Below are 24819 nucleotides of genomic sequence, written 5' to 3' on the forward strand. Positions count from 1 at the left end.
GGGCCTTCCGGCGCTTTCCGACTCTATCAGATCCTTTCGGTGTCTGATCCCCGGTCAGCGGGGTTTGTCTTCACGGCTGTTGGGCCGTTCCGACGAGTGAGACTTTAGCGGATTCCCCGCCCCCGATGCGAATCGGGCGGCTCGCGCTCGAACTTCGAACGCGGATTCCTCATTTCGCAAAAGCGCACGGAAAGCAGGACGGCACGACGAATCGCAGCCGTCAGGCTGAGTGGATCTTGCGGAATGGTTGTCCGGGGCCGACCGGGGCCGGTGCTCACGTCGGACAACTCGGAGAACACTACGGAGCGGGTAATCCCGTGTCAACCCCGGTCCGGAGGCGTACCCTGCACGCATGACTACGCATGCGCACACCACCCAGTGGTGGGCCGCCTGACGGCGGCCCGTACTGACGCATGCACACGGCCGCCGACTCGGCGGCCGTTCGCGTATCCCCCTCCGGGAGCCGGGCCGTCGGGCCGGCGCGGAACGGAGAAGGAGCGGAACGCGGTGAAGAGGATCTTCAGCGGGGTCAAGCCGACGGGGCACCTGACGCTGGGCAACTACCTCGGGGCCGTACGGCGGTGGGGCGAGGTCGATCAGCACCGGGCGGACGCGCTGTTCAGCGTGGTGGACCTGCACGCGCTGACCGTGGAGCACGATCCGGCGCGGGTGCGGCGGCTGAGCCGGCAGGCGGCGACGCTGCTGCTCGCGGCCGGGCTGGAACCGGAGCGGTGCACGCTGTTCGTGCAGAGTCACGTGGACGAGCACGCGCGGCTGTCGTACCTGATGGAGTGCACGGCCACCGACGGCGAGATGCGCCGGATGATCCAGTACAAGGAGAAGAGCGTCCGGGCCCGGGGGGCCGGGCAGGGCGTGCGGCTGTCGCTGCTCACGTATCCGGCGCTGATGGCGGCGGACATCCTCGCGTACGCGACCGACGAGGTGCCGGTGGGCGAGGACCAGACGCAGCACGTGGAGCTGGCGCGGGACCTGGCGGTGCGGTTCAACCAGCGGTACGGGCGGGTGTTCACCGTGCCCGAGGCGGTGAACCCGGTGGTGGCGGCGCGGGTGATGGACCTGCAGGACCCGACGTCGAAGATGGGGAAGTCGCACGAGAACGGGGCCGGGATCGTCTATCTCCTCGACGACGCGGACACCGTGCGGCGGAAGGTCATGCGGGCCGTGACCGACAGCGGGCGCGAGGTCGTCTACGACCGGGAGGAGAGGCCCGGGGTGGCGAACCTGGTGGACGTGCTGGCCGCCGCGACCGGCTGCCAGGACCCGGTCGGGCTCGCCGGCGCGTACGACTCCTACGGCGCCCTGAAGAAGGACACGGCGGAGGCGGTCGTGGAGCTGCTGCGGCCGGTGCGGGAGCGGCACGCCGAGCTCGCGGCGGACCCCGCGTACGTGGACCGGGTGCTCAGGGAGGGGGCGGAGCGGGCGCGGGGCATGGCGCGGCCGGTGGTGGACGCGGCCTACCGGGCGATCGGGCTGTTGCCGGCCGGGTGACGGAAGGCGGTGCGGTAGTCGCGCGGGCTGGTGGAGAGGTGCGAGGCGAAGTGCTGGCGCATGGTGACCTCGCTGCCGAAGCCCGCGCGGCGGGCCACTTCGGGGAGGGGGTGGTCGGTGAGTTCGAGGAGTTTCCTGGCGGCGGCGACGCGCTGGGCGATGAGCCAGCGGAGGGGGGTGGTGCCGGTGGTGGCCCGGAAGTGGCGGGCGAAGGAGCGCGGGGACATGCCGGCCCTGGCGGCGAGGCTCGCGACGGTGTGGGGCCGGTCGAGGTGGGCGAGCGCGTGGGCGCGGACGGCGGCGAGGGCGTCCCCGTCGCGGTCGGCCCGGGGGGTGGGGCGCTCGATGAACTGGGCCTGGGTGCCGGTGCGGAAGGGGGCGGTGACCATCGAGCGGGCGACGGTGGCGGCGGCCTCGGCGCCGTGGGCCGTACGGACCAGGTGGAGGCAGAGGTCGATGCCGGCGGCGGTGCCGGCCGAGGTCCAGACGCCCGTGTCCTCGAGGTGGAGCGCCTCGGGTTCGACGCGTACCCGGGGGTGGCGGGCGGCCAGGGTCTCGGTGAGGCGCCAGTGGGTGACGGCGCGGCGGCCGTCGAGGAGGCCGGCGCGGGCGAGGACGAAGGCGCCCGCGCAGAGGGAGGCGACGGGGACGCCGCGGGCGTGGGTGCGGCGGAGGGCGTCGAGGAGGGGGGCGGGGAGGTCGGCGTCGGGGTCCTCGATGCCGGGGACGAGGGCGAGGTCGGTGGGGGTGAGGGTGTCGAGCCAGGTGAGGGGGCGGTCCGGGGTGAGGGTCAGGCCGCCGCGGAGGGGGATCGGGGACGGGTCCGCCGCGGTGCGGCGGAGCTCGGCGGCGGGGACGCCGAGGTCGGTGCGGTCGGTGCCCCAGACCTCGGTGACGACGGAGACGTCGAAGGCGCGGACGCCCGGGAAGGAGAGGAGCGCGATGCGCTGCGGGGCCGCCATGCGTGGCAGTAAACCATCGGTCGTCGGCTTTCGTGCCTCTGGGACGGGCGGGCGGCCGGCGGCAGGCTCGTGGGCATGGAGATCGAGGAGAACGCGGCACTGATCGTCGTCGACGTCCAGAAGGGGTTCGACGACGGAGGGTTCTGGGGGCGTCGGGACAATCCGGCGGCGGAGGGGAACATGGCCTTGCTGATCGACCGGTGGCGGGAGACGGAGCGGCCGGTGGTCTTCGTGCGGCACGACTCCTGGCAGGAGGAGTCGCCGCTGGCGGCGGGGGGCGCGGGGAACGCGTTCAAGGACTTCGTCGAGGAGCGGCGGGGCCGGGGGGCGGGGCCGGAGCTGCTGGTGACGAAGACGGTGAACTCCGCCTTCTACGGGGAGCCGGACCTGGACGCGTGGCTGAGGGGCGCCGGGGTCCGGCAGATCGTGATCGTCGGGATCCAGACGAACATGTGCAACGAGACGACGGCGCGGATGGGCGGGAACCTCGGGTACGAGGTGGTGTTCCCGCTGGACGCGATGCACACCTTCGACCTGGCCGGGCCGTTCGGGTGGACGGCGACGGCGGAGGAGCTGACCCGGGCGACGGCGGTGTCGCTGCACGGGGGGCGGTTCGCCCGGGTCGTGGGCACGCGGGACGTGCTGTCCGCCGCGTAGGTCAGCCGTTGCCGGAGGCGAGCTCGCGGCTGCGGTCGCGGGCGGCCTCCAGGGCGGCGATGAGGGCGGCGCGGACGCCGTGGTTCTCCAGCTCGCGGATGGCGGCGATGGTGGTGCCGGCGGGGGAGGTGACGGCCTCGCGGAGCTTCACGGGGTGTTCGCCGCTGTCGCGGAGCATGACGGCGGCGCCGATGGCGGCCTGGACGATGAGGTCGTGGGCCTGGGCGCGGGGCAGGCCGAGGAGGATGCCGGCGTCGGTCATGGCCTCGACGAGGAAGTAGAAGTACGCGGGGCCGGAGCCGGAGAGGGCGGTGGCGGCGTCCTGCTGGGACTCGGGGACGCGGAGGGTCTTGCCGACGCCGCCGAAGATCTCCTCGGTGTGGGCGAGGTGGTCGGGGGTGGCGTGGCTGCCGCCGGAGATCACGGACATGCCCTCGTCGACGAGGACGGGGGTGTTGGGCATGACGCGGACGACGGGGGTGCCGGGGCTGAGGCGTTCCTCGATGAAGGAGGTGGGGATGCCGGCGGCGGCGCTGACGACGAGGCGGTCGGTGGCGACGTGGGGGCCGAGCTCGTCGAGGAGGCGGCCCATGTCCTGGGGCTTGACGGCCAGGATGAGGGTGTCGGCGCGCTTGGCGGCCTCGGCGTTGGTGACGGTCTCGACGCCGTAGCGGTCGCGGAGCTCGGCGGCGCGTTCGGCGCGGCGGGTGGTGACGAGGAGGTGGGCGGGGCGCCAGCCGGCGCGGATCATGCCGCTGAGGAGCGCTTCACCGATCTTGCCGGTGCCGAGGACTGCGACGGTCTGGGTCATGGCTCTGTTCACCTCGCCGGAGGGGGTACGTGCCGTCATCCTCGCACCGGCGGGGCGGCCGGTGCGCGGGGTGTCCGAGGGGCGGTCAGGCGGTGCGGCGGCGGAGGGTGGCGGCGCCGAGGGCGAGGACGAGGAGGGCGCAGCCGGCGACGACGAGGGCGTCGCGGACGAAGGCGGCGGTGACGTCGGGGTGGCGGAGGACCTCGTTCATGCCGTCGACGGCGTAGGACATGGGCAGGACGTTCGAGAGCGCTTCGAGGGCGGGGGCCATCGTGTCGCGCGGGGTGAACAGGCCGCAGAGGAGGAGCTGGGGGAAGATCACGGCCGGCATGAACTGGACGGCCTGGAACTCGGAGGCGGCGAAGGCGGAGACGAAGAGGCCGAGGGCGGTGCCGAGGAGGGCGTCGAGGAGGGCGACCAGGAGGAGGAGCCAGGGGGAGCCGGTGACGTCGAGGCCGAGGAGGCCGACGGCGAGGCCGGTGGCGAGGACGGACTGGACGACGGCGACGAGGCCGAAGGCGAGGGCGTAGCCGGCGATGAGGTCGGCCTTGCCGAGGGGCAGGGCGAGGAGGCGTTCGAGGGTGCCGGAGGTGCGTTCGCGCAGGGTGGCGATGGAGGTCACCAGGAACATGGTGATGAGGGGGAAGATGCCGAGGAGCGAGGCGCCGATGGTGTCGAAGGTCGCCGGGCTGCCGTCGAAGACGTAGCGGAGCAGGAAGAGCATCGCGCAGGGGACGAGGAGCATCAGCGCGAGGGAGCGGGGGTCGTGGCGGAGCTGGCGCAGGACGCGGGCCGCCGTGGCGAGGGTGCGGAAGGTCGTCATGGGCGGGGCTCCTCGGGGGCGGTGCGGGCCGCGGCGGTGTCGACGAGGTGGAGGAACGCCGCTTCGACGGTGGGGGCGCCGCTCCGGCGGCGGAGGGCGTCGGGGCTTCCCTCGGCGAGGATCTCGCCCTCGCGCATGAGCAGGAGGCGGTGGCAGCGCTCGGCCTCGTCCATGACGTGGGAGGAGACGAGGAGGGTGGTGCCCCGGTCGGCGGCGAGGCGGTGGAAGAGGTCCCACAGGTCGCGGCGGAGGACGGGGTCGAGGCCGACGGTGGGTTCGTCGAGGACGAGCAGGTCGGGGGTGCCGAGGAGGGCGACGGCGAGGGAGACGCGGCTGCGCTGGCCGCCGGAGAGGCGTCCGGCGAGGGCGTCGGCGCGGTCGGTGAGGTCGACGTCGGCGAGGGCGCGGTCGACGGCGGCGCGGCGGGCGGTGCGGCGGGCGCGGCCGGGGAGGAGGACGTCGGCGAAGTGGGCGAGGTTCTGGCGGACGGTGAGGTCGTCGTAGACGGAGGGGGCCTGGGTGACGTAGCCGACGCGGGGGCGGAGGGCGGGGTGGCCGGCGGGGTCGCCGAGGACGGTGAGGGTGCCGGTGACCTTGGCCTGGGTGCCGACGATCGCGCGCATGAGGGTGGTCTTGCCGCAGCCGGAGGGGCCGAGGAGGCCGGTGACGCGGCCGGCGGGGACGGTGAAGTCGAGGTCGCGCAGGACGGTGCGGTCGCCGCGTACGGCGGTGAGGGCGCGGGCGGTGATCGCGGCCGCGGCGGCGCCCTCCGAGTAATTCACCATGCGATGAATATGGCTCCCGGGGCGCCGGCCCGTCAAGCACCGGTGAGGCGGGCGGCGCGCGACGCGTGGTAGCGGGCGGCCCGGGCGCGGTTGCCGCATCCGGAGCGCGAGCACCACTTGCGGGTGCCGTTGCGGCTGACGTCGTGGAAGAACAGCCCGCACCCCGGGGTGGCGCAGGTCCGTATCCGCTCCGGGGCCTCGTCGAGCAGCCGGAGGTAGTCGGTGGCGGCCAGCCAGCCGAGGCGGTGTTCCGGGCGCTCCACGTCGACGCGTTCGGCGGGGCCGTCCGGCGTGAGGAGGCGGCGGATCCGGCCGGAGCCGGAAATGCGGTTGAACGCCGCCAGGCCGGCCGCGCCCGGTCTGCCGCCGACCACCTCGGCCAGGACCGCCCGGGTCTGCCGGGCCACGCCCAGGGTCGCGTGGTCGGCCCGCAGGTCCCCGTCGCGCAGGGCCGCCGCCGCGCGGGAGCCGGCCAGCCAGACCGCGAGGCCCTCGCGGTCGGTGAGGAGGTCGTGGTGTCCGTGGCGGTCGTGCCAGCGGGTGTTGAGGAGGTCGAGGCAGAGCGGCTCGCCGGTGAGGGGGCGGAGGGGGAGCGTCCCGGTACGGGGGCGGTCGGCTTCCTGCTGGGGCACGGGGTCTCCCGGGCGGCTCGGGCGGGGGCGGGGGCGGGGCCGGCGGTGGGGTTCCGGTGGTGGGGATCCGGGCGGGGCCGGTGGTGAGGGCCGGTGGTGAGGGCCGGGCGGAAGTGGGGATCCGGCGGCGGGGGTCGGGCGGGGCCGGTGGTGAGGGGGTCGGGTGGATCCGGCTGTGGGGCGGGGCCGGCGGTGGGGGCGGGGCGGGTCGGGTGGTGGGGTGTTCCGTCCCGCCCCCACCGTGGTGGGGGGCCGGGGGTCAGGAGGGCGTGGCCAGGGCGGCGGGGCGGGCCTCGAAGGTCTGGCGGAGCTGGGCCCGGCGGAGCTTGCCGATGCCGGTCTTGGGGACCTCCGACTTGTCCACCGGCAGGACGTGCCGGACCTCCACGCCGAGCCGTTCGGCCACCCGGTCGCGGATCTGCTCCGTCTCCGCCTCCGTGACGCTCCCCGTCCGGGGGTGGAAGAAGACCGCGATCTCCTCGGGACCGCCGGGCTCGGGGGTGACGGGCGTGGCCACCGTGTACGAGGGCTCCACGAAGGCGAGCTCCTCGACGGCCGCCTCGATCTCGTGCCCGTGGTACGAGACGTCGCCGAGCTGGATGACGTCGTCGGTGCGGCCGGTGACGGTGAGGATGCCGTCCTCGACGTAGGCGAGGTCGCCCGTCTTGAACCAGCCGTCCTCGGTGAACGACTGCCGGTTCTGCTCCGGGTTGTCGTAGTAGCCGGAGGTGACGGTCGCGCCGCTGACCTGGAGGCGGCCGACGGTGCCCCAGGGCACCGGCTCCCCGTGCTCGTCGACGACCCGGATCCGGGTGCCCGGCTGGGGGCGCCCGACCGGGACGTACCGGTCGTCGCCCGCGGCGGCCTCGGTGAACTGGCAGTCGGCCACGCCGGCGGTGGTCTCGGACATGCCCCAGCCCGGGAACATGGCGGTGGCGGGGAGCCCGTACGGGGCCAGCAGGTCGAGGAAGCGCCGGACCACGCCGGAGCGGACGGCCTCGCCGCCGTTCATGATGTAGCGCAGCCGGGTCAGGTCCCAGCCGCGGCCTTCGAGTTCCCCGGCCCGGTCGTTGACCAGCGCGTACGCGAAGTTCGGCGCCCAGGTGGTGTCCGCCCGGTGGGCGGAGACGGCGTCGAGCCAGCGCAGCGGGTCCGCGAGGACCCACTGGATCCCGGCGTGCACCTGGGCGCAGCCGAGGAAGACGTCGCGCGCGTGGAACATGATCAGCCCGCCGACGTGGTCGAGCGGCATCCAGTTGAAGGTGCGCGTGTCCTGGTCGAGCCGGTTCACGCGGGCGGTGGCCGCGCTGCGGACCAGGACGTTCCGGTGGGTGAGCGTGACCGCCTTCGGGACGCCGGTGCTGCCGGAGGTCAGCAGGAGGACGACCGGGTCGCCCGGGTCGGGCTCGTGCCAGTCGCGGTCGGGCTCGTGCGCGGCGCGCAGCGCCGGTATGTCCCCCAGGTGGGCGGCGTGCCAGTCGCGGTCGGCGGTGACGGCGGGGGTGAGCTCCTGGCCCGCGCCGGTCAGCACGCGGGGGCGGCCGTACCCGGTCCAGACGCGTTCGAGCAGGCCGGGGCCGGTGCGCGGGTCGGCGCTGACGGGCAGCGGGAGGTAGCCGCCGAGGACGCAGGCCCAGAAGGCGGCGATCAGGTCGGGGTCGTCGGCGGACTGAAGGACGATCTTCTCGCCGGGCCGGACCCCCGCGGCGCGCAGGCCGGCCAGGACGCGGGACGCCCCGTCCAGGAGGTCGGCGTAGGTCTGCCGGAGCTCGGAGCCGTCGGGCCGGATGTAGGTCACGCCGCGGTCCGTCCCGGAGGAGCGGGCCGCCCGGACCAGCGCCGCGCCGAGGTGCGGCACGCCGGGGTCGGGCGCGGGTCCGCCGTCGAGCAGCGACGCGGTGCTGGTGCTGGAGCCGGTCACGCGTGGTTCTCCTTCTGGCGGTCGGTGGACTGCTGGGCGGTGGACTGCTGGGCGGTGGCGACGACGACGAGCGGGCCGCGGCCGTGGCGGGGGGCGGGCTCCTTGCGGAAGCCGCCGTACTCGGCCGTGACCTCCAGACCGGCGGCCGCGAGCAGGTCGCGTATCTCGGGGCCGGTCAGCACCGCCTGGTCGAAGAAGTTGTCGTACAGGGAGACGGTGCCGTCGGCGGCGCGGACGAGCAGGGTCTCCTCGTTGCGCCAGTTGGCCGTGTGCGGGTGGATCAGCTGCCGGGCGAGGCGGGTGATCAGGACGCCGTCCTCGCCGCGGTGGTGGCCGACGGTGTACGGCTGGAAGGTCTCGACGAAGTTCAGCAGGTGGCCGAATTCCAGGACGACCCGGCCGCCGGGGTTCAGCCAGCCGCGGATCCGCCCCAGGGTGTCGGCGAGCTCGGCGCGCGACAGGTAGTTGAGCGTCATGAACAGGCTGTGGACGAGGTCGAAGCGCTCCTCGGTGCGGAAGTCCTCGACGCGGCCGTGGACGTAGGTGAGGTGCTCGTCGCCCGCCTCGCGGGCGTACGCGGTGAAGGCGGCGCTCTGATCGACGCCGGTGCCGCGGTGGCCGCGGTCGCGCAGGGCCCGCAGGGTGGTGCCGGTGCCGCTGCCGAGGTCGAGGACCGTGCCGCCGTCGGGCAGCAGGGAGGCGAGGAAGTCCGTCTCGGCCTGGAGGTCGCGGAAGTCCTTCCGCATGACCTCGTAGTACTGGCCGGGGAATTCGAAGCTGGTGGGGGCGGGGGTGGTCAAGTCGGTCATCCTCCTCGGATGGTGAGGGCTCGTCGGTCGGGAGGCGCCGTACCGCCGCGCAGGGCGCGGTAGTCACGCGGCGTGACGCCGTACCGCTCGCGGAAGAGGCGGCTGAAGTGGGAGGCCTGGTAGAGGCCGGCGCGTTCGCCGATCGCGCTGACGGGCAGGTGGTCGAGGCGCGGGTCGAGCAGCTCGGACCGGCAGCGCGCCAGGCGTTCGTCGCGGATCCAGCGGGCGGGGCTGGTGCCGTTCTCCTGGAAGATCCGCTGGAGGTAGCGCAGCGAGACGTGGTGGTGGGCGGCGACCGCGTTCGGGGTGAGGCCGGGGTCGGCCAGCCGTTCGCGGATGTGCTCCTGGATGTGGAGCATGAGGTGGTGCCGGGCGATCTGGTCCTCGGCGGCGAGGTGGCGCATCCGGTCGGTCAGCACGGCCGCGGTGAGGCCCGCGAGGCTGACGCCGACGCGGTCGACGACGGAGTGGATCTCGGGGCCGTGCTCGTCGAGGCCGGCCAGCAGCTGGGAGAGCAGGGCGCCCGCCCCCTTGCGGCCGCACCAGCTGGCGGCGGTGAGCAGCTCGGTGTCCGCGGGGGGCAGGCCGAGCCGGCGGTGCGTGAGCAGGACCTCGACCAGCCGGAACGGGCGGGGCAGCTGGAGCCGGTACGGGCGGGTGGTGTCGCAGCAGATGATCTGCGGCGCGCTCGCGGTGTCGGTGCGGCCGTCCTGCTGGACCAGGATCTCGCCGTGGATCGGGCGGAAGACCCGCAGGTAGCCCGGGGTGCCGTCGAGGGAGCGGGCGGTCCGGACGCCCTCGTAGGGGGAGCCGGAGACCAGGGTGACCCACGCGTCGCCGAACTCCCGGCGCACGGCGGTGCCGCGGACGGCCTCGTCGTGCGTGCGCAGGACGTGGGCCGCGGCAGAGGGACTCGCATCGTGCGTGTGCATCGTTCTCCTCGCTCCGCGCAGCGGCTGTCGCGTGCTCCGGCCTCCTCGGGGTCTCCGTCGGAGGACTCCCCCGGAGGGCCACGACCATCAAAACATACCTCCGAGCACGTATGAGTAGCCGTATCAGAGCTTTCGATGGACTTCCCCCATCGACCGCCCGCCTCGGGGGGTTCGTGCGCAATCGGCGGGAAATCCAGGCGCTTTTGCGCAAGGAGGGGCGCTCCCTCCGGGTTACGTTCGAAGCCCTGGACATCCGCGCCGCGCGCGCCATCACGACGCATCACGTGCGCTGGCGGATGTAATTTCGAAGAGGGGTATGACCGTGACGATCAAGGTCGGAATCAACGGATTCGGCCGCATCGGCCGGAGCTTCTTCCGCGCCGCCCTCCAGCGCGGCGCGGACCTGGAAGTGGTCGGCATCAACGACCTCACCGACGCCGCGACGCTCGCGCACCTGCTCAAGTACGACAGCACCCTGGGCCGGCTGGGCCACGAGGTGCGCGCCACCGAGGACGGGCTCGTCGTCGACGGGCGCACCGTCCGCGTGACCGCCGAACGCGACCCGGCCCGGCTGCCCTGGAGGGAGCTCGGCGTGGACGTCGTCATCGAGTCCACCGGCGTCTTCACCGACGCGGTCAAGGCCCGCGCCCACCTGGAGGCCGGCGCCCGCAAGGTGATCATCAGCGCCCCCGCGAGGAACGAGGACCTGACGATCGCCTTCGGCATCAACGACCACCTCTACGACCCGGCCGCGCACGACGTCGTCTCCAACGCCTCCTGCACCACCAACTGCCTGGCCCCGCTGGCGAAGGTCCTCGACGACGCCCTCGGCATCGAGCACGGCCTCATGACCACGGTCCACGCCTACACCCAGGACCAGAACCTCCAGGACGGCCCCCACGGCGACCTGCGCCGCGCCCGCTCGGCGGCGACGAACACCGTGCCGACCACGACGGGCGCCGCGAAGGCCATCGGCCTCGTCCTGCCCCGGCTGAACGGCAAGCTCGACGGATACGCGCTGCGCGTGCCGATCCCGACCGGCTCCGCCACCGACCTGACCGTACGGGTCGGCCGCGCGACCACCGCCGAGGAGATCAACGAGATCTTCGCGAAGGCCGCCGAGGGGGAGCTCGCGGGCATCCTCACGTACACGGACGAGCCGATCGTCTCCAGCGACATCGTCACCGACCCGGCGTCCTGCATCTTCGACTCGGGCCTCACCAAGGTCATCGGCGACGGACGCCAGGTCAAGGTCGTCGGCTGGTACGACAACGAGTGGGGCTTCTCCAACCGGGTGGTCGACACCGCGCTGCTGGTCGGCGCCCGCGCCGCCTGACCGGGGGGACCGACATGATCAAGACGCCGTACCACGAGGGCGAACAGGCCGTGCAGAAGAGGGCCGGCGAGGGCGGGCCCGGCTGGGGCTCCCCCATGTTCGGGGGCGACCTGCTGCCCGGCTTCGGCCCGTACCTGCTGCGCCAGCGGATGCTCTTCCTCGGCGCCGCCGACTCCTCGGGGGCCGTCTGGTCCTCGCTGGTCACCGGCGACCCCGGGTTCGCCGCACCGCAGGACGCGCGGACGATCGTGCTGTCCTCGCTGCCGGTGCCGGGCGATCCGCTCGCGGACGCCTTCGAGACGACGAGCGACATCGGGCTGCTCGCCCTCGAACCGCACACCACCAGCCGGATCCGGATCAACGGGGTGGCGCGCCGCGAGGGCGACGCGCTGCACATCCGCACCGAGCAGGTGCTGGGCAACTGCCCCAAGTACCTCCAGGTCCGGGTGCCGGTCGCGGACGGGCCCGCGGCGGAGCCGAAGCCGGCCCGCGCGAGCGACGGCCTGACGCCCGAACAGGCGAGCCTCGTCCGCGCCGCGGACACCTTCTTCATCGCCAGCCGCGCGGAGGGGTACGGGGCGGACTCCTCGCACCGGGGCGGCGAACCGGGCTTCGTCTCGGTGGCGGGGCCGCGCAGGCTCGTCTGGCCGGACTACTTCGGCAACTCCTTCTACATGACCCTGGGGAACCTCCACCTGAACGCCGGCTGCGGACTGCTCTTCCTCGACTGGGAGACCGGCACCACCCTGCAGCTGTCGGGCAAGGCCCGCGTCGTCTGGGACGAGGCGCGGCGGGAGGCGGTGCCGGGGGCGCTGCGGATGTGCGAGTTCGACATCGAGCGGGTGGTCCAGATCGACGGGGCGACGCGGCTGCGCTGGGCGTACCGGGGACCGTCGCCGTACAACCCGCCGCCGGCGGTGAGGGGCTGACCGCGCGTCCCGGGAGGTCCGCGCCCGCCCCCTCGGGCCGCCTCCCGGGACGACCGCCCCTCCCCCGCCGCCCCGCCCGCCCCCACCGGACCCGACAAGGACACCGAGACCCATGACCACGACCGAGACCGAGACCCTGCCCCGGCTGCGTGCGGACGTCTCCACGCTGCCCCGCTACGTACCGGGCCGGCCCGCCCCCGACGACCTCGTCGACAAGCTCTCCTCCAACGAGAACCCGTACCCGCCGCTGCCCTCGGTGGTCCGCGCGGTCGAGGCCGGGCTCGGGCGGATCAACCGCTACCCCGACCCGGCCGCCACGGTCCTGCGGGACGAGCTGGCCGCGCACCTCGGCGTGCCCGCCGCGCACCTCGTCCTCGGCACCGGATCCGTGGGCATCACCCAGCACCTCGTCGCGGCCGCCGCCGGTCCCGGCGACGAAGTCCTCTTCGGCTGGCGCTCGTTCGAGGCGTACCCGCTGCTGGCCTGGGCCGCCGGGGCGACGCCCGTGGAGGTCCCGCTGCGCGGGGAGACGTACGACCTGGACGCCCTCGCCGCCGCGGTGACCGAGCGGACCCGGGTGGTGTTCGTCTGCAACCCCAACAACCCGACCGGGACCGCCGTGCGCCGGGCCGGGCTGGAACGGTTCCTGGACCGCGTGCCGCGCGAGGTGCTGGTCGTCCTCGACGAGGCGTACCGGGAGTTCGTCGACGACCCGGAGGTCCCGGACGGCATCGACCTCTACCGGGGGCGGCCGAACGTCGCCGTGCTGCGCACCTTCTCCAAGGCGTACGGCCTGGCCGCGCTGCGCGTCGGCTTCGCGGTGGCGCACCCCCGGGTCGCGGCCGCGCTGCGCGCCTGCGCCGTCCCCTTCGGGGTGAGCGGACCGGCGCAGGCGGCGGCGGTGGCGTCCCTGCGGGCCGGCGCGGAGCTGGCCGAGCGCGTCGCGGTCCTGCGGGCCGAGCGGACCCGGGTGACGGAGGGGCTGCGGGAGGCGGGGTTCGCCGTGCCCGGGAGCCAGGCGAACTTCGTGTGGCTGCGGCTGGGCGAGCGCACCGCCGGCTTCGCGGACGCGTGCGAGGAGGCGGGGGTGATGGTCCGGCCCTTCGGGGACGAGGGGGTACGGATCACGATCGGCTCGGCGGAGGCGAACGACCGGCTGCTGAAGGCCGCGTCGGGCCGGGCGGGCTGACCCCGGGCCGTCCCCGCCCGTCGGGGACGGGCGTGCCGCAGGCCGTGGACCCCACGGCCTGCGGCTGTCGTGTTCCGCGGTCCGGGAAGGGGGGTGCTCCGCGGTCCGGGAAGGGGCGTGTACCGCGGTCCGGGAAGGGGGGTGTCCGCCGTTCGGGAAGGGGCGCGCTCCGCGGTCCGGGAAGGATCGTGTACCGCGGTCCGGGAAGGGGAGCGCCCGGTGCCGGCGGGCCGCCGCCGGCACCGGGCGCTCCCCCGTCGTGCGCGGGCGCCTAGACGGGGACCCCGCCGAAGAGCCGGGCCAGTTCCTCGTGGAACCCCGGGAACGTCTTGGCGACGCACGCCGGGTCGTCCAGCCCGATGCCCGGGGCCCGCAGGCCCAGCACCGAGAAGGACATCGCGATCCGGTGGTCCCGCCGGCAGCGCACGGTCGCCGGGACCGGCACGCCCGGGTGCACGGTGATCCGGTCCCGGCCCTCCTCGACGTCCACGCCGAGGCGCCGCAGGTTCTCCGCGACGGCCGCGATCCGGTCCGACTCCTTGACCCGCGCGTGCGCGATGCCGGTGATCGTGACGGGCGCGTCGGCGAGCGGGGCGACGGCGGCCATCGTCATGAAGGTGTCGGAGATGTCCCCCATGTCGACGGTGAACCCGCCCCGGAGGGCGCCGCCCGCCGGGCCCGTGACCTCGGTCCAGTCCTCGCCCGTCGTCACGCGGGCGCCCGCGCGCTCCAGCACCCCGGTGAAGGCGGTGTCGCCCTGGAGGCTGGTCCGGCCCAGGCCGCGCACCCGGACCGTGCGGCCCGTGACCGCCGCCGCGGCGAAGACGTACGAGGCGGTGGAGGCGTCCGGCTCGACGACCAGGTCGGTGGGACGGTAGCCGCCCGGCAGGACGGTGAGGGAGCCGTCCGACTCCTCGACCCGCGCCCCGAACCGGCGCATCAGCGCCACCGTCATGTCCAGGTACGGGCGGCTGACCAGCCGGGGCACGTCCACCGTGAGCGGGCCGGACATCAGCGGGGCGGCCATCAGCAGCCCGCTGAGGTACTGGCTGCTGACCCCCGAGTCCAGCTCGATCCGGCCGCCCCCGAGCCCCTCGGCCGACAGCGTGAACGGCAGGCCGGTGCCGGAGACCCGCGCGCCGAGGCCGGTCAGCGCGTCGAGCAGCGGGCGCAGCGGCCGGGCCCTGAGCTGGTCCGAGCCGTCGAAGACGTACGGGCCGCGCCCGGTGGCCGCGAACGGCGGCAGGAACCGGGCCGCGGTCCCCGCGTCGGCGCACCACACCCGGCCGGGCACGTACGGGCCGGCGCCGTGGCCCGTGACGGTCCAGGCGCCGTCGTCCTCGTCCGCCACCTCGAAGCCGATGGCGGTCAGCGCGGCGCGGAAGGCCAGCGTGTCCTCGCTGACCAGCGGCGCGGCGAGGCGGCTGCGGCCGGGGGCCGCGGCGGCGAGCAGCAGCGCCCGGTTGGTGATGCTCTTCGAGCCGGGGACGCGGGCGTCGAGGACGCCCGCGCCGGCCGGCGGCGCCTGCCCGCTCATCGGCCGGCCCCGGCGCGCCGCGCCCGGGCGTGACTGGCGCGGGCCGCCGCGGCGACCCTGACCGCCGTCAGGCCGTGGCTCTCGTAGAGCGCCTGGTACGGCGCGCTGGCGCCGAAGGAGTCGATGCCGACGGCCTCGCCCGCCTGCCCGACCAGCGCGTGCCAGCCGAGGACGGAGCCCGCCTCGACGGAGACCCGGGCGGTGACGCCGGGCGGCAGCACCCGCTCCCGGTACTCCTGGTCCTGGGCGTGGAACCACTCCAGGCAGGGCATCGACACGACCCGGGTGGGCAGGCCCTCCTCCTGGAGGACGCGGCGCGCGTCGAGGGCGATGGGCACCTCGCTGCCGGTGGCGATGAGGAGCACCTCGGGGCTGCCGCCCGCGGCCTCGGCCAGGACGTATCCGCCGCGCTTGACCCCGTCGGCGGAGGCCAGGCCGCCCTTCGCGCTCCGGTCGAGGACGGGGAGGTTCTGCCGGGACAGGCACAGGCCCGCGGGGCGGTCGCCGTGTTCGAGGATGGTGCGCCAGGCGACGACGGTCTCGTTGGCGTCCGCGGGCCGGACCACGTCGAGACCGGGGATGGCGCGCAGCGACCAGAGGTGTTCGACGGGCTGGTGGGTCGGTCCGTCCTCGCCGAGGCCGATGGAGTCGTGGGTCCAGACGTACGTGACGGGCAGCCGCATCATGGCGGCGAGCCGGACGGCGGGCCGCATGTAGTCGGAGAACACCAGGAAGGTGCCGCCGTAGGGGCGGGTGCCGCCGTGCAGGGCGATGCCGTTGAGGATCGCGCCCATGGCGTGCTCGCGGATGCCGAAGTGCAGCGTGCGGCCGTAGCGGTGGCCCGGGAAGGCGTCGGTGGCGAACTCCTCGGGCACGAAGGAGGGTTCGCCCTTCATCGTGGTGTTGTTGGACTCGGCGAGGTCGGCGGAGCCGCCCCACAGTTCGGGCAGGGCCGCGGCCAGCGCGTTCAGGACCTCGCCCGACGCCTTGCGGGTGGCCATCTGCCCCGGGCCCGCGGGGTCCGAGGGCGGGAAGGCGGGCAGGTGCCGCTGCCAGCCGTCCGGCAGCCGGCGCTCGGCGAGCCGGTCGAAGAGCTCCGCGCGGGCGGGTTCGAGGGCGCGCCAGTCCTGGAGGGCCTTGTCCCACGCGCGGTGGGCGGTACGGCCCCGGTCCGCGGCCCGCCGGGCGTGGGCCAGCACGTCGGAGGGGACCTGGAAGGCGAGGTCCGGGTCCAGGCCCATGGCGGCCTTCGCGGCGGCGGCCTCCTCGGCGCCGAGGGCGGAGCCGTGGACGGCGCCGGTGTTGCGCTTCCGGGGGGCGGGCCAGCCGATGACGGTGCGCAGCGCCACGAGCGACGGCCGGTCGGTGGTGTCGCGGGCGGCGGTCAGCGCCCGGTACAGGGCCGGGAGGTCCTCCTCGTACCCGCCGGTCTCGGTCCAGTCGACCTGCTGGACGTGCCATCCGTACGCGCGGTAGCGGGCGAGCGTGTCCTCGGAGTCGGCGATCCGGCGGTCGTCCTCGATGGAGATGCGGTTGTCGTCGTAGAGGACGACGAGGTTGCCCAGGCGCTGGTGTCCGGCGAGGGAGCTGGCCTCGTGGGCGACGCCCTCCTCCAGGTCGCCGTCGGAGGCGACGACCCAGACGGTGTGGTCGAACGGGGAGGCGCCCGGGGCGGCTCCGGGGTCGAGCAGGCCGCGCTCGCGGCGGGCGGCCATCGCCATGCCGACCGCGTTGGCGAGGCCCTGGCCGAGGGGGCCGGTGGTGGTCTCGACGCCCGGGGTGTGGCCGTACTCGGGGTGGGCGGGGGTCCGGCTGCCCTCGGTGCGCAGCTTCTTGAGGTCGTCCAGGGTGAGGTCGTACCCCGACAGGTACAGCTGCGTGTACAGGGTCAGGCTGGCGTGGCCGCAGGAGAGGACGAACCGGTCGCGGCCCGCCCAGCCGGGATCGTTCGGATCGTGCCGGAGCAGTCTCTGGAAGAGCAGGTACGCGGCGGGGGCCAGGCTCATGGCGGTGCCGGGGTGCCCGTGGCCGGCGGCCTCGACGGCGTCGACGGTCAGGGCGCGGGCGACCTCGACGGCGCGGCGGTCGAGGTCGCTCCAGGGGAGGGCGGAGGCGGCGGGCGGTGCGGCGGCAGGGGACACGGGTGCGGGACCTTTCTGTTCGCGGGTCTGTTCGCGGGGCGCGGCGGTGACGGCTCCGCGGGGCGCGCTGCCGGGGTGGTGCCGGGGGCGGGGCCGGGGCGTGCCGGAGGAGCGGTGCCGGGGTGGCGCCGGGGCGCGGCGCCGGAGGGCGGTGCCGGGCGCGGTGCCGGGGTGGTGCCGGAGGGGCGGGGCCGGGGCGTGCGGGGGCCCTTCAGGGGTTCGTCATCGCCGGACCCTGCGCCAGGCGGCCGCCAGGAGGTCCTCCGGCGGGTCCGACAGCAGGGCGGGGCGGCCCGGGGCGTCGAGGACCACGAGGCGGAGCCGGGTGCCGCGGGACTTCTTGTCGAGGCTCATCGCGGTCCGCAGCTGCGTCCAGTCGGCGGCGTGGCCGACGGGCAGGCCCACGGAGGCGAGCAGGGTGCGGTGCCGGTCGACGTCCGCGGCGGTGAGCCGACCGGTGAGCAGGGCCAGTTCGGCGGCGTACACCATGCCGACGGCGACGGCGTGGCCGTGCCGGACGCGGTAGCCGCTGACCCGCTCGACGGCGTGGCCGAGGGTGTGGCCGTAGTTGAGGTGTTCGCGGCGGCCCTGTTCGGTGGGGTCCTCGGTGACGATCTCCGCCTTGACGCGCACGGCGCGGTCGACCAGTGCGCGCGTGTGCGGTCCTCCGGGGCGGGCCGCGCCCGCGGGGTCCGCCTCGACCAGGCGGAGGATCTCCGGATCGGCGATGAACCCGGCCTTGATCACCTCGGCGAGGCCGCTCACGTGGTCGGCGGGCGGCACCGTGGCGAGCAGCTCCAGGTCGCAGAGGACCCCGGCGGGCGGGTGGAAGGCGCCGACTAGGTTCTTGCCCTGGGGCAGGTTGACTGCGGTCTTGCCCCCGACGGCGGCGTCGACCATGCCGAGGAGCGTGGTCGGGACGGTGACGAGGCGGACGCCGCGCAGCCAGCCGGCCGCGGCGAAGCCGGCGACGTCGGTGACGGCTCCGCCGCCGACGGCGACGACCGCGTCGTCGCGGGTGAGCCCAGCGTCGGCGAAGGCCCGCCACAGGCCCACCACGACCGAGGTGTCCTTGGCGGGCTCGCCGTCGGGGACTTCGAGGGAGACCACGACGCGCCCCTCGCCGGTGAGGCCGGCGGCGATCCCGCGGGCCACCGCGCGGACCGAGCCGGAGTGGACCAGGGCCACCCGCAGCGGTTCGGCGCCCAGGAGCCGGCCGGTCTCGCCGGTCAGGCCGGTGCCCACCGCGACCTCGTACGGGCGGGGGCCGCCGACGGCGATCCGGGTGACGGGGCGGCTCCTCGCCGCGGCGGCGGGCGGGGCGCTCACCGGGCCGCCCGCCGTCCGGGGCGGTCGCGCCCGTCGAGTCCGCCGAGCCCGTCGAGGCCGTCGAGGTAGGAGCGGTGGTTGCGGGCGGTCTCGGCGAGCGAGTCGCCGCCGAACTTCTCCAGTGCCGCGTGGGCCAGCACCAGCGCGGTCACAGCCTCGGCGACGACGGCCGCGGCGGGCACGGCGCAGACGTCCGAGCGCTGGTGGTGGGCGACGGCCGGCCCGCCGGTGGTGACGTCGACGGTGGCCAGGGCCCGCGGGACGGTGGCGATGGGCTTCATCGCGGCCCGCACGCGCAGGGGTTCGCCGGTGCTCATGCCGCCCTCGACGCCGCCGGAGCGGGCGGTGCGGCGGCGCGGCCCCCCGGGGCCCGGTTCGATCTCGTCGTGGGCGAGGGAGCCGGGGACGCGGGCCAGGCCGAAGCCGTCGCCGAACTCGACGCCCTTGATGGCCTGGATGCCCATGAGGGCGCCGGCCAGGCGGGCGTCGAGCCGCCGGTCCCCGTGCACGTGGCTGCCCAGGCCCGGCGGCAGCCCGTACGCGAGGACCTCGACCGTGCCGCCGAGGGTGTCGCCGTCCCGGTGCGCGCGGTCGATGGCGGCGGTCATCGCGCGGGAGGCTTCCGGGGTGAGGCAGCGCACCGGGTCGGCGTCGACCCGTTCGAGGTCCGCGGGGCCGGGCACCGGGCCCTCGGGGGCCAGGGCGTCGCCGATGCCGACGACGTGGCTGACCACGGTGATCCCGTAGGCCTGGGCCAGGAGGGCGCGGGCGATCTCGCCGAGGGCGACCCGGGCGGCGGTCTCGCGGGCGCTGGCCCGTTCCAGTACGGGCCGGGCGTCGTCGAAGCCGTACTTCTGCATGCCGGCGAGGTCCGCGTGGCCGGGGCGGGGCCGGGACAGCGGGGCGTTGCGGGCGAGCCCGGCGAGCTCCGCGTCGGGCACGGGGTCGGCGGCCATGACGGTCCGCCACTTGGGCCACTCGGTGTTGTCGATCCGGACGGCGACGGGGCCGCCCTGGGTCCGTCCGTGGCGGACGCCGCCGAGGAGGGAGACCTCGTCGCGTTCGAAGGCCATGCGGGCGCCGCGGCCGTGGCCGAGGCGGCGGCGCGCGAGGGCGTCCGCGAGGGCCTTGGTGGAGATCTCCACCCCGGCCGGTACGCCTTCGAGGACGGCGGTGAGCGCGGGGCCGTGCGACTCGCCCGCGGTGAGCCAGCGCAGAGTGCTCAAGGGAGGGGTCCTCCGTGTAGTCCTGGTGGGTGGGGTGGGCCGGGGCGGGCGGCGGTCAGACCGCGACCGGGTCCGGGGCGGTGTCCGGCCGGCGCATCCGCTGGACCCGCCAGCCCGCGGCCGTCAGGCTCTGGGCCATGGAGAAGGCGGTCGGGCGGGCCACCATCAGCTCGACCAGGCCGCTCTCCTCGCCGGGCGAGTGGTCGATCGTCACGTCCTCGATGTTCACGCCGAGTTCGGCGGCGTTCGCCAGCAGCCTGGCCAGCTCGCCGGGCTGGTCGCCGATGAGCACCCGGACCGGTGTGCACGCGGGCGCGGGGTGTCCGTGCTTGCCGGGGATGCGGTCGCGGCCCGTGATGCCGCGGCCGAGCAGGTCGGCCAGGAGCGTGGTGCCCTCGGCGCGCGCGTCGGGGTCGCCGGTGGCCAGGCTCCGCAGCGCGGCCACGGCGACCTGGAGGTCCTCGCCGAGTTCGGTCAGCACGTCGGCGACGGCCGCGGCGTTGGACTCCAGGATGTCCCCCCACAGCCGCAGGTCCCCGCCCGCGATGCGGACCATGTCGCGCAGGCCCTGGCCGGCCAGCCGGGAGGCGTCCGGGCTCAGGTGCAGCAGGCGGGCGGCGAGCAGGGAGGAGACGACGTGCGGGGTGTGGGAGACCTGGGCGACGGCCCGGTCGTGGGCGCCGCTGTCCATCACCACCGGCACCGCCCCGCACAGGGCCACCATCGAGAGGGCCGTGTTGAGGGTGTCCCGGCTGGTGGCCGCGGTCGGGGTGAGCACCCAGGAGCGGCCCTCGAAGAGGGTGGCGCAGGCGGCGAGCGGGCCGGACCGCTCCCGGCCGGCCATCGGGTGCCCGCCGATGAAGGTGGAGCGGTCGGCGCCGCTGGCGGCGACGCCGCGCTCCGGTTCCGACTTCACGCTGGCCACGTCCGTGTAGGCGCGGGCGAGCCCGCGGGCCTGGTGGGTGCCGAGGGCGGGGCCGACCTGGGCCGGCGGGACGGCGAGCACGGCGAGGTCCACGGTGTCGTGCGGGTGGCCGACGGTGCCCGCGCCGAGCGAGGCCGCGGTGCGGGCGGCCGACTCGTTCTCGTCGATGAGGTGGACGGCGACGCCGCGCCGGACGAGGGCGAGCGCGAGCGAGGTGCCGATCAGGCCCGTTCCCACCACGGCGGCGGAGCGGATCATCCCGAGGCTCCGTCCCGGACGAGGTCCCGGCGCAGCGCGGCGGCGCCGCCCAGGTACACGTGCGTGATCTCGCGCTTGGACCGTTCGGTCTCGGCGAGCGCGAGGATCCGGACGACCCGGGGCAGGGCGCCCGCGATGTCGAGCTCCTGCGCGCACATCAACGGCACGTCCCGCACGCCCAGTTCGCGGGCGGCGAGTGCCGGGAACTCGCTGATCAGGTCCGGGGTCGCCGTGAAGATCACGCTGACCAGGTCGTCCTCGTCGAGCCCGTTGGTCCGGAGCATCTCCTGGAAGAGGGTCCGCACCCCGTCGAGCAGGTGCCGGCGCTCGTCCCGTTCCAGCTGGATGGCACCTCGCACGGCACGCACGCTCACGCTCACGCTCATCGTCTTCCCCCTCGTCTCTTCTCGGGTGGGTCGCGGTCAGGCCGCGACGGCCGGGCGGGCCGGGGCCGCGGTGGCGTCGCGCCCCTCCCGGTACAGCTCCGCGACCTGGAAGGCCAGGTCGAGGGACTGCTCGCGGTTCAGGCGCGGGTCGCAGGCCGACTCGTAGCGCCGGTCCAGGTCGGCGAGGCGGACCGCGGTGCCGCCGCCGACGCACTCGGTGACGTCGTCGCCGGTCAGCTCGATGTGGATGCCGCCGGGGTGGGTGCCGAGGCCGTGGTGGACCTCGAAGAAGCCGCGGACCTCGTCGAGGACGTCGTCGAAGCGGCGGGTCTTGCGGCCGCCGGGCGCCTCGAAGGTGTTGCCGTGCATGGGGTCGCAGATCCAGGCGGGCCGCGCGCCCTCGGCGGTGACCTTGCCGATGAGGCCGGGCAGGATGTCGCGGATCGCGCGCGCGCCCATGCGGGTGATGAAGGTGAGCCGGCCCGGCTCGCGCGCGGGGTCGAGCTTGTCGATCAGGGCGAGCGCCTCGTCGGACGTGGTAGTCGGGCCGAGCTTGACCCCGATGGGGTTGCGGACCTGGGAGGCGAACTCCACGTGGGCGCCGTCGAGTTGCCGGGTGCGCTCGCCGATCCAGATCATGTGCCCGGAGACGTCGTACGGGAGGCCGGTGCGCGCGTCGGTGCGGGTGAGGGCGGCCTCGTAGTCGAGCAGCAGCGCCTCGTGGCTGGCGAAGATCTCGGAGGAGTGGAACTCGGCCGGGTCGGCGCCGCAGGCCGACAGGAAGGCCAGCGCGCCGTCGATGTCCCGGGCCAGGTTCTCGTAGCGCTCGCCGACCGGCGAGGCGGCGACGAAGTCCCGGTTCCACTCGTGGACCTGGCGCAGGTCGGCGTACCCGCCGGTGGTGAAGGCGCGGATGAGGTTCAGGGTGGTGGCGGAGGCGTGGTACATCCGCTTGAGCCGCTCGGGGTCGGGGGTGCGGGCCTCGGGGGTGAAGGCGAGGCCGTTGACCGAGTCGCCCCGGTAGACGGGGAGTTCGACGCCGTCGCGGGTCTCGGTCGGGCTGGACCGGGGCTTGGAGTACTGCCCGGCGATCCGGCCGATCTTCACCACCGGTACGGAGGTCGCGTAGGTCAGTACGGCGGCCATCTGGAGCAGGGTGCGGACCTTGGCGCGGATCCGGTCGGCGGTGACGGCGTCGAAGGTCTCGGCGCAGTCGCCGCCCTGGAGGACGAACGCCTCGCCGCGGGCCACCGCGCCGAGCCGGTCGCGCAGCCGGTCGCACTCCCCGGCGAAGACCAGGGGAGGGTAGGACGCCAGGTCCTCCACGGCGGAGCGCAGCGCCTGCGGGTCGGGCCAGTCGGGCTGCTGCGCCGCGGGCCGGAACCGCCAGGAGTCGGCTGCCGTGACGTGCTGGGCGGGTGTCATGGTGGCTGTACCTCAATCGGTTTCGGAGCGGAAACGGACGGGTGGGGGCGGGGCGGGGGTGGGGGGTGGAGGGCCGGCGCGGGCCCCGGTCGCGGGCGGGGGGGGCGGCACGGGGGCGGGATGTGCGCCGGTCCGGGGAGAGGCGGGGGATTGTTCCCTCCCCGGGCCGGCGGTCGGTGGGGCGCCGGCGTCAGCCGCGGGCCGGCTCCGGCACGTCCGTGGATCCGGACGGCACGGGCGCCTCGTCCTGCCCGGCGGCCTTGTCCCCGCGGGTGAGCAGGGCGAAGGAGAGGAATCCGCCGACGCCGAGGGCGGCGATGACGATGCCCATGGGGACGGCGGTGTCCTCGCCGGCCAGGCCCACGAGCGGCACCACGGCGGCGCCGATCAGGTGCTGGAACAGGCCGAGCAGCGCGGACGCCGAGCCCGCGACGTCGCCGTGGTTCTGGAGGGCCAGGGCGAACGAGTTGGGCATGATCAGGCCGACGCTGGAGACGACCAGGAACAGCGCGACGAGCAGCGGCGCGAGACCGGCGTCGGTGAGGACGACGGCCAGCAGGCCGAGGCCGCCGACGGCGGAGACGCCGAGGCCCGTCGCGAGCAGCGCGCGCGGCCCGGTGCGGTGCACGATCCGGCCGCTGACCTGGGCGGCGATCACCAGGCCGAGCGCGTTGACCGCGAAGACCAGGCTGAACATCTGCGGCGACATGCCGTGCAGGGACTGCAGGACGAAGGTGGAGCCCGAGATGTACGCGAACATGGCGGCGAAGCCCAGGCCGCAGGCGAGCAGGTAGCCGACGAACGCGCGGTCCTTGAGCAGCCGCCGGAAGACCGGTCCCGTGGCCTTGAGGCCGCCGCTGATCCGCTTCTCCGCCGGGTGGGTCTCGGGGAGGCCCAGGGCCACGCCGAGCAGCATCAGGGCCCCGGCGACCGCGAGGGCGACGAAGATGCCGCCCCACGAGGTGACGAGCAGCAGCTGGCCGCCGAGGACCGGGGCCAGGACGGGCGCGATTCCGGTGATCAGCATCAGCATCGCGAAGAAGCGGGCGGCCGCCGCTCCGGAGTGCCGGTCCCGCACCACCGCGGCGGCGATGACGATCCCGGTCGCGCCGCCCAGGCCCTGGAGCGCGCGCAGCGCCACCAGCGTCCAGATGTCCGGCGCGACCGCGCAGAGCGCCGCGGTGACGGCGAACAGGACGAGGCCGGCGATGAGCGGCCGGCGCCGGCCGAGGGCGTCGCTGAGCGGTCCCGCGATGAGCTGGCCGATGCCGAGGCCGAGCAGGCAGGCGGTCAGGGTCAGCTGGGTGGCCGACGCGCTCGCCTCCAGGCCCTCGGCGATCTGCGGCATGGCCGGCAGGTACGCGTCGTTGGCCAGCGGCCCCAGGGCGGTGAGGGCGCCGAGGATGACGACGAGACGGGCGCGCCCGCCGCCGCCGCTCGGCGAGGTGTCGGGTGAAGACGGTGAAGACATGGGGTCGAGTCCCTCCGGGGAATCGGGCGTCGCGGTCAGTGGGCCACGTTGATGCGGGACTTGACGGCGTTGCCCTGCTCCAGCTCGTCCACGAAGGCGACGGCGTAGTCCGGGTAGGTGATCCGGCTGTTGCCCTCGGCGTCGACGACGAGCTGCTCGCCGCCCTTGCGGTAGGTGCCGGTGCGCTCGCCGGCCTCGATGAGCTTGGCCGGGGAGATGAACGTCCAGTCCAGGTGGTCGGCCTGGCGGTAGAGGCCGAGCGCCTCGATCTGGGCGAGGGCGTTGTTCTTCCACATCTCGGGGAAGTGCGGGCTGTCGATGACGCGGACGCCGGGCGAGGTCTCCAGGCTGCCGGCGCCGCCGAGGACGACCAGGCGGCGGACGCCGCTGCGGTTCAGGCCCTCGATGAGCGCCTTGGCCGTACCGACGATGATCTTGCGGTCGTCCTCCTTGCCGACCCGGGGGCCGACGGCGGAGGCGACCGCGTCGAAGCCCCGGGCGGACAGGTCGGCCACGGTGGCGGCGTCGGTGGCGTCGCCCGCGACGACGGTGAGGCCCTCGCGGTCGGCGGCCCCCTCGATCCGGCCGGTGCGGGTGACGCCGGTGACGGTGTGGCCGCGGGAGAGCAGCTCGTCGGCGATGGCGCTGCCGATGTTGCCGCTGGCGCCAAAGAGCAGGATGTTCATGGTGTTCCTACCGTTTCTTCTTCATCGGGGGTGTGGGGGGACGGTGGGGCCGCCGCTCCCGCGTCACGAACATGGTGAACGGTCGCGAGATCTGGATCGTCCCCGACCTCAACCCGGACGGCGGCGAGTACGACATCGCC

Annotated in this window: 22 protein-coding genes and 1 pseudogene; 6 read left to right on the forward strand and 17 right to left on the reverse strand. The window is 75.0% G+C overall.

Translation table 11 applies throughout. The annotated features are described in order from the left end of the window. The first annotated feature begins 507 nt into the window (after positions 1-507). A complete protein-coding gene (gene trpS, locus AB0E83_RS30175) occupies positions 508-1509 on the forward strand; it encodes a tryptophan--tRNA ligase (RefSeq protein ID WP_362118819.1) in 1002 nt (333 codons plus the stop codon). On the opposite strand, the gene AB0E83_RS30180 is transcribed toward trpS, so the two are convergent. Beyond that, complete coding sequence (locus AB0E83_RS30180) at positions 1476-2471, reverse strand: helix-turn-helix domain-containing protein (protein WP_362118822.1); 996 nt, start codon at positions 2469-2471, stop codon at positions 1476-1478. The genes trpS and AB0E83_RS30180 overlap by 34 nt on opposite strands. 75 nt (positions 2472-2546) lie before the next feature. On the opposite strand from AB0E83_RS30180, the gene AB0E83_RS30185 reads away from it, so the two are divergent. Next, positions 2547-3128 carry a cysteine hydrolase family protein gene (locus AB0E83_RS30185; RefSeq protein WP_362118824.1) on the forward strand — a complete coding sequence of 194 codons (582 nt, stop codon included), beginning with the start codon at positions 2547-2549 and terminating at the stop codon, positions 3126-3128. 1 nt (position 3129) lies between these two features. On the opposite strand, the gene proC is transcribed toward AB0E83_RS30185, so the two are convergent. The 7 genes from proC to AB0E83_RS30220 all read right to left on the reverse strand — a co-directional run bounded on the left by proC (position 3130) and on the right by AB0E83_RS30220 (position 9841). Continuing rightward, a complete protein-coding gene (gene proC, locus AB0E83_RS30190) occupies positions 3130-3939 on the reverse strand; it encodes a pyrroline-5-carboxylate reductase (RefSeq protein WP_362118827.1) in 810 nt (269 codons plus the stop codon). 85 nt (positions 3940-4024) lie between these two features. After that, positions 4025-4762, reverse strand: coding sequence for an ABC transporter permease (locus tag AB0E83_RS30195; protein ID WP_362118830.1), 738 nt, complete (start codon positions 4760-4762; stop codon positions 4025-4027). Next, positions 4759-5547, reverse strand: coding sequence for an ABC transporter ATP-binding protein (locus AB0E83_RS30200; protein ID WP_362118833.1), 789 nt, complete (start codon positions 5545-5547; stop codon positions 4759-4761). The genes AB0E83_RS30195 and AB0E83_RS30200 overlap by 4 nt, the downstream gene beginning before the upstream one ends. Positions 5548-5579: 32 nt before the next feature. After that, the gene (locus AB0E83_RS30205) at positions 5580-6179 is read right to left on the reverse strand and encodes a CGNR zinc finger domain-containing protein (RefSeq protein WP_362118836.1); all 600 of its coding nucleotides are present in this window, start codon (positions 6177-6179) and stop codon (positions 5580-5582) included. A gap of 259 nt (positions 6180-6438) precedes the next feature. Beyond that, on the reverse strand, positions 6439-8100 hold the full coding sequence (locus AB0E83_RS30210; protein ID WP_362118839.1) for an AMP-binding protein: 1662 nt from the start codon (positions 8098-8100) through the stop codon (positions 6439-6441). After that, positions 8097-8909 (reverse strand): class I SAM-dependent methyltransferase, encoded by an 813-nt coding sequence (locus AB0E83_RS30215; protein ID WP_362118842.1) that lies wholly within the window; start codon positions 8907-8909, stop codon positions 8097-8099. Before AB0E83_RS30215 ends, AB0E83_RS30210 begins: the two co-directional genes overlap by 4 nt. Continuing rightward, positions 8906-9841 carry an AraC family transcriptional regulator gene (locus AB0E83_RS30220; protein ID WP_362118845.1) on the reverse strand — a complete coding sequence of 312 codons (936 nt, stop codon included), beginning with the start codon at positions 9839-9841 and terminating at the stop codon, positions 8906-8908. Before AB0E83_RS30220 ends, AB0E83_RS30215 begins: the two co-directional genes overlap by 4 nt. 322 nt (positions 9842-10163) lie before the next feature. Here AB0E83_RS30220 and gap point away from each other — a divergent pair, with 322 nt between their 5' ends. The 3 genes from gap to hisC all read left to right on the forward strand — a co-directional run bounded on the left by gap (position 10164) and on the right by hisC (position 13295). Beyond that, complete coding sequence (gene gap, locus AB0E83_RS30225) at positions 10164-11177, forward strand: type I glyceraldehyde-3-phosphate dehydrogenase (RefSeq protein WP_362118881.1); 1014 nt, start codon at positions 10164-10166, stop codon at positions 11175-11177. Positions 11178-11191: 14 nt separating this feature from the next. Further along, on the forward strand, positions 11192-12106 hold the full coding sequence (locus AB0E83_RS30230; protein WP_362118848.1) for a pyridoxamine 5'-phosphate oxidase family protein: 915 nt from the start codon (positions 11192-11194) through the stop codon (positions 12104-12106). A 112-nt stretch (positions 12107-12218) separates the two neighbouring features. Beyond that, positions 12219-13295: a histidinol-phosphate transaminase gene (gene hisC / locus AB0E83_RS30235; protein WP_362118851.1), complete on the forward strand. Its 1077-nt coding sequence runs from the start codon at positions 12219-12221 to the stop codon at positions 13293-13295. A 271-nt stretch (positions 13296-13566) separates the two neighbouring features. Here the strand turns inward: hisC and aroA are convergent, their stop codons facing one another. The 9 genes from aroA to AB0E83_RS30280 all read right to left on the reverse strand — a co-directional run bounded on the left by aroA (position 13567) and on the right by AB0E83_RS30280 (position 24679). Beyond that, positions 13567-14832 carry a 3-phosphoshikimate 1-carboxyvinyltransferase gene (gene aroA, locus AB0E83_RS30240; RefSeq protein WP_362118854.1) on the reverse strand — a complete coding sequence of 422 codons (1266 nt, stop codon included), beginning with the start codon at positions 14830-14832 and terminating at the stop codon, positions 13567-13569. Beyond that, positions 14829-16973, reverse strand: a complete 2145-nt coding sequence (gene tkt, locus AB0E83_RS30245; RefSeq protein ID WP_362118857.1) for a transketolase — start codon at positions 16971-16973, stop codon at positions 14829-14831. Before tkt ends, aroA begins: the two co-directional genes overlap by 4 nt. A 222-nt stretch (positions 16974-17195) precedes the next feature. Continuing rightward, positions 17196-18302: a 3-dehydroquinate synthase gene (gene aroB, locus AB0E83_RS30250; RefSeq protein ID WP_362118860.1), complete on the reverse strand. Its 1107-nt coding sequence runs from the start codon at positions 18300-18302 to the stop codon at positions 17196-17198. Next, positions 18299-19528, reverse strand: a complete 1230-nt coding sequence (gene aroC / locus AB0E83_RS30255; protein ID WP_362118863.1) for a chorismate synthase — start codon at positions 19526-19528, stop codon at positions 18299-18301. The genes aroB and aroC overlap by 4 nt, the downstream gene beginning before the upstream one ends. Before the next feature lie 55 nt (positions 19529-19583). Further along, entirely contained in the window at positions 19584-20711 is a 1128-nt protein-coding gene (locus AB0E83_RS30260; protein WP_362118866.1) for a prephenate dehydrogenase, read from the reverse strand. Beyond that, on the reverse strand, positions 20708-21085 hold the full coding sequence (gene aroH, locus AB0E83_RS30265) for a chorismate mutase (RefSeq protein WP_362118869.1): 378 nt from the start codon (positions 21083-21085) through the stop codon (positions 20708-20710). The genes AB0E83_RS30260 and aroH overlap by 4 nt, the downstream gene beginning before the upstream one ends. A gap of 48 nt (positions 21086-21133) precedes the next feature. Then, positions 21134-22522, reverse strand: a complete 1389-nt coding sequence (locus tag AB0E83_RS30270) for a class II 3-deoxy-7-phosphoheptulonate synthase (RefSeq protein ID WP_362118872.1) — start codon at positions 22520-22522, stop codon at positions 21134-21136. A gap of 190 nt (positions 22523-22712) precedes the next feature. Continuing rightward, positions 22713-23993, reverse strand: coding sequence for a multidrug effflux MFS transporter (locus tag AB0E83_RS30275; protein WP_362118875.1), 1281 nt, complete (start codon positions 23991-23993; stop codon positions 22713-22715). 35 nt (positions 23994-24028) lie between these two features. Then, a complete protein-coding gene (locus AB0E83_RS30280; RefSeq protein ID WP_362118878.1) occupies positions 24029-24679 on the reverse strand; it encodes an NAD(P)H-binding protein in 651 nt (216 codons plus the stop codon). 32 nt (positions 24680-24711) lie between these two features. Here AB0E83_RS30280 and AB0E83_RS30285 point away from each other — a divergent pair. Continuing rightward, positions 24712-24819, forward strand: a pseudogene (locus tag AB0E83_RS30285) (M14 family zinc carboxypeptidase); the annotation flags it as partial.

This window comes from Streptomyces sp. NPDC035033, from assembly GCF_040636735.1.
Classification (GTDB): Bacteria; Actinomycetota; Actinomycetes; order Streptomycetales; family Streptomycetaceae; genus Streptomyces.

Bases quoted from the DNA above. Each gene is read 5' to 3' on its own strand.
- AB0E83_RS30180 (WP_362118822.1), bottom strand. From the start codon at position 2,471: ATGGCGGCCCCGCAGCGCATCGCGCTCCTCTCCTTCCCGGGCGTCCGC.
- AB0E83_RS30185 (WP_362118824.1), top strand. From the start codon at position 2,547: ATGGAGATCGAGGAGAACGCGGCACTGATCGTCGTCGACGTCCAGAAG.
- proC (WP_362118827.1), bottom strand. From the start codon at position 3,939: ATGACCCAGACCGTCGCAGTCCTCGGCACCGGCAAGATCGGTGAAGCG.
- AB0E83_RS30195 (WP_362118830.1), bottom strand. From the start codon at position 4,762: ATGACGACCTTCCGCACCCTCGCCACGGCGGCCCGCGTCCTGCGCCAG.
- AB0E83_RS30200 (WP_362118833.1), bottom strand. From the start codon at position 5,547: ATGGTGAATTACTCGGAGGGCGCCGCCGCGGCCGCGATCACCGCCCGC.
- AB0E83_RS30215 (WP_362118842.1), bottom strand. From the start codon at position 8,909: ATGACCGACTTGACCACCCCCGCCCCCACCAGCTTCGAATTCCCCGGC.
- AB0E83_RS30220 (WP_362118845.1), bottom strand. From the start codon at position 9,841: ATGCACACGCACGATGCGAGTCCCTCTGCCGCGGCCCACGTCCTGCGC.
- AB0E83_RS30230 (WP_362118848.1), top strand. From the start codon at position 11,192: ATGATCAAGACGCCGTACCACGAGGGCGAACAGGCCGTGCAGAAGAGG.
- hisC (WP_362118851.1), top strand. From the start codon at position 12,219: ATGACCACGACCGAGACCGAGACCCTGCCCCGGCTGCGTGCGGACGTC.
- aroA (WP_362118854.1), bottom strand. From the start codon at position 14,832: ATGAGCGGGCAGGCGCCGCCGGCCGGCGCGGGCGTCCTCGACGCCCGC.
- AB0E83_RS30260 (WP_362118866.1), bottom strand. From the start codon at position 20,711: ATGATCCGCTCCGCCGCCGTGGTGGGAACGGGCCTGATCGGCACCTCG.
- AB0E83_RS30270 (WP_362118872.1), bottom strand. From the start codon at position 22,522: ATGACACCCGCCCAGCACGTCACGGCAGCCGACTCCTGGCGGTTCCGG.
- AB0E83_RS30275 (WP_362118875.1), bottom strand. From the start codon at position 23,993: ATGTCTTCACCGTCTTCACCCGACACCTCGCCGAGCGGCGGCGGCGGG.
- AB0E83_RS30280 (WP_362118878.1), bottom strand. From the start codon at position 24,679: ATGAACATCCTGCTCTTTGGCGCCAGCGGCAACATCGGCAGCGCCATC.